At 34.9% G+C, this 4,271-nt stretch carries 3 protein-coding genes; all 3 read left to right on the top strand.

Going from position 1 to position 4,271, the window contains the following annotated elements; translation table 11 throughout:
• On the top strand, positions 1-1,045 hold a 1,045-nt coding region (locus ACZQCL_RS04260), incomplete at its 5' end, for a glycoside hydrolase family 1 protein (protein ID WP_482481918.1).
• Between the two features lie 18 nt (positions 1,046-1,063).
• Positions 1,064-1,900, top strand: a complete 837-nt coding sequence (locus tag ACZQCL_RS04255) for a PRD domain-containing protein (protein WP_278603197.1) — start codon at positions 1,064-1,066, stop codon at positions 1,898-1,900.
• Between the two features lie 120 nt (positions 1,901-2,020).
• A complete protein-coding gene (ftsH, locus tag ACZQCL_RS04250) occupies positions 2,021-3,892 on the top strand; it encodes an ATP-dependent zinc metalloprotease FtsH (protein WP_482481917.1) in 1,872 nt (623 codons plus the stop codon).
• The last annotated feature ends 379 nt before the right edge of the window (positions 3,893-4,271 follow it).

Raw genomic sequence — 4,271 nt, 5'->3', positions numbered from 1 at the left:
ACCATATTGCCTAGAAGAAAAGGGTGGTTGGTTAAACCGTGATACGATTGAAGCCTTTGTTGAATATGCCAAAGTATTATTTATCCACTATGGATCAAAAGTAAAGTACTGGTTAACGATCAACGAACAAAATACGATGATTCTACATCCTGGTGCAATTGGATTACCTAAAGGCGGAAAATTACCATCTAAAAAAGATTTGTATCAACAAAACCACCATATGATGCTTGCTCAGGCAAAAGTCATGAAACTCTTCCATAATATGGTTCCAAAAGGTAAAATCGGACCTGCACTAAATTTAACAGCTATGTATCCAGCTACTTGTAATCCAAATGATGCGATTGCCGCTCACAACTGGGAAGTACTTCGCTGTTGGAACTTTGTCGATGTTTGTGCATTTGGAAAATACCACCCTTTGGCATGGTCTTACCTAAAAGATCGTAATATCGCTCCAGAAATTCAAGATGGAGACTTTGAAACATTAAAAGGCGCAAACCCAGACTTTATCGCCATGAATTATTATTCAACCGCAACTATAGCTGCAAGTAAAGGAGACGCTTCCGATGTAGCTGCAAGAGCGGGTGACCAACAAATTATGCTAGGTGAACAAGGCGTATATCGACCTAGTGAGAACCCATACGTAGAGAAAACACAGTATGGATGGGTTGTTGATCCTGTTGGATTCCGATATACTTTAAGAAAGGTATATGAACGTTACCAACTTCCTATTCTGATTACAGAAAATGGAATTGGTGCCAATGACACATTAGAACCAGATGGATGTATTCATGACCAATATCGTATTGATTTTATTCAAAAACACCTTCACCAAATGCGCTTAGCCATTACAGATGGTGTCAAAATGCTTGGCTATTGTCCTTGGGCTGCCATTGATGTTGTTAGTACACATCAAGGCTATAAGAAAAGATACGGATTCATTTATGTCGATCGTGATGAATTTGATTTAAAAGAATTAAAACGATATAAAAAAGACAGTTTCTACTGGTACAAACAAGTAATTGAGGAAAACGGAAAGAATATCTAAGTAGATGAGGTGCTTCACATGATTATCGAAAAATTTTTAAACAACAATATGCTTCTAGTGAATGATAATCATGAGGAAATGATTGTGATGGGAAAGGGGCTGCGTTTTCACTATAAAGTAGGAGACGAAATTAGAGATGAAGATATAGAAAAAACATACATTCTTCAAGATAGTACAAATAAAAATGGATATCTTCAAGTTTTAGAAAACGCACCCGACATCTATTTAGAAATTGTGCACCACATCATTGAAATGGCGCAACTTAAAATTTCTTCTCCATTCAACAAACAAATCTTTGTGACTTTGTTAGATCACTTGTTATATGCAGTAGAAAGATATGAAAAAGGCATTGTTCTACAAAATAGAATGTTGTGGGAAATCCAAAAATTTTATCCAAATGAATTTATGCTTGGTTTACAAGCTGTAGACTACATTAATGAAACACTTCATATTCAATTGCCTGAAACAGAAGCCGGAAATATTGCCTTTCACTTTGTGAATGCACAAATCAAATCGAACGATCTTTCAACAGAAAATGGTATGTTGATGGTCAAAATGTTAAAAGATATTTTTCAAATCATTCAATTACATTATGGCTATACAATTGATGAGAATTCGCTAAACTATTCAAGATTTGTTGTTCACATGCAATTTTTCTTACAACGACTTTTAGAAAATAAAATGCTTGAAAATGAAAATGATGATATATATTATACATATATTATCAAGAATTCTTCTGCATTAGACTGCGTAGAACAAATCGAAAAATATATCGATAGATTACTACATAAACAAATTACGCGTGATGAAAAAATATATTTAATTGTGCATATTACGCGTATCACAACTCATTAAGTATCGCAATGGCGGTACTTTTTCTTTTAAATTATGTGGAATTATGGAATGTGTAGCACTCTGCTTGCGAAAGTGCTAATAAGGTGTATAATGTAATCAATTTCTTAAGGAGGAACACTCATGAACAAACAAAAGAAACCTTTATACAGATATTACACAATTATATTGATTGTTATTATGGCTTTAAACTTTATCATATTCCCTATGTTTCAACAATCTAAGCTTGAAACCACAAACTATTCTGATTTCTTAAATAAAATTGAAGAAAAGAAGATTGATACCGTTCAAATTGAAGACCACAATATTTATTACACTTTAAAGAAAAACTCAACAGATAAAACCTTTAAAACAGGTGTTATGAATGATTCAGATTTAGTCAATCGTTTGGATAAATCCGGAGCTAAATTTGGACAAGTCTATCAAGAACAAATGAATCCAATTTTATCGAGTTTAATTTCCTTTTTCTTACCATTAATCATTTTCTGGGCATTTGGATCATGGATGTTTAAGCGTATGCAAAAGAAAATGGGCGGAGATGATCAAATGTCATTTTCACAAGGCTCTGGTTTTGGTCTAGGCAATCTAGGAAAGAGCAATGCCAAAGTCTATGTCGGTGAACAAACGGGAAAAACATTCAAAGATGTAGCTGGACAAGAAGAAGCGAAGGAAAACCTACAAGAAATTGTGGATTTCTTAAATAATCCAGCTAAATATAAAGAGATTGGTGCCAAAATGCCAAAAGGAGCCTTATTAGTAGGTCCTCCTGGAACAGGTAAAACATTACTTGCCAAAGCCGTTGCGGGTGAGGCTGGCGTTCCATTCTTCTCGATTTCAGGTAGTGAATTCGTAGAAATGTTTGTCGGTAGAGGAGCTGCCAAAGTACGTGACCTATTTAAACAAGCTCGTGAAAAAGCACCTTGTATTGTATTTATCGATGAAATTGATACCATTGGTAAAAAACGTGATGGAGCAGGCATGAATGGTAATGATGAGCGTGAACAAACATTGAACCAGTTGCTTGCTGAAATGGATGGATTTGATGGATCCAAAGGCGTCGTATTGCTTGCCGCCACAAACCGTCCTGACTCATTAGATCCTGCTTTAACGCGTCCTGGTCGATTTGACAGAAGAATTCCTGTTGAACTTCCTGATCTTGCCGGTCGTGAAGCCATTCTTAAATTACATGCCAAAGACATCAAATGCTCTAACAACATTGACTTTAACGTAATCGCTAGAGCTAGTGCAGGTGCCAGTGGTGCCGAACTTGCCAACATCATTAATGAAGGAGCTTTATTAGCGGTTCGTGACCATCGTAAAACGGTGGTTCAAAAAGACTTAGAAGAATCCATTGAAATCGTTATTGCCGGTGAACAAAAGAAGGGTGCAGTGATTTCAAATCGAGAAAGAATGATTGTTTCTTATCATGAAATTGGTCATGCTCTAGTCGCTGCCAAATGCAAAAATACGGCTCCCGTTCATAAAATCACAATTATTCCTCGTACAAAAGGGGCTTTGGGATACACTATGCAAGTAGAAGAAAATGAACAAAACCTATTATCAAAAGAAGAAGCTTTCCAAAAAATCATGGTGTATACAGGTGGTCGTTGTGCTGAAGAATTAATTTTTAATTCAATCACAAGTGGTGCGAGCAACGATATTGAACAAGCCACGAAACTAGCCAGAGCCATGATTACACGATTAGGAATGTCGGATGAATTTGGTATGACAGCTTTAGAAACAGTAAACAACCAATATTTGGGTGGCGATACATCTTTAGCTTGTTCAAATGAAACAGCGACTAAGATTGATGAGGCAACCATCGCATTAATTAAAAAAGCACATGACGAGGCTTATCAAATTCTAGAAGACAACAAAATGAAGTTACATGAACTTGCCAAATTCTTATATGAAAGAGAAACAATTACGGGTGAAGAATTCATGTATATCTTAAATAAGCCAGCTGAAATCCCAGCACAAACAAATAAAGATTAAGATGTGTGTAATGCACATCTTTTTTAAATATAATGTATTGCGAGTTTTTGCATTATATTATATTTCGTTTGATAAAAGTTTTATCAAATTGTATAATTTTAATATAATGTATTGCGAGTTTTTATATTACTTTATACTAGGAGGATTTATGGAAATTCAAAGAAATCTATATTTACAAAAATTGATTGCTTGTCAACATGACGGACAAATCAAAGTCATCACAGGCCTGAGAAGATGCGGAAAATCGTTTCTACTTTTCCATCTTTTTAAAAATTATCTATCCTTAACTTTGCAGAATTTGTATAACTAAAAAATAAAAGAAGCATTAGTAGCTGAATTCACCAATGCTTCTGTCAATATATTTTTCATCCATATCAAA

This window comes from Holdemanella sp. (assembly GCF_056804935.1).
The sequence above is the reverse complement of the archived record's forward strand: the minus strand, read 5'-3'. Positions and strand labels throughout refer to the sequence as shown.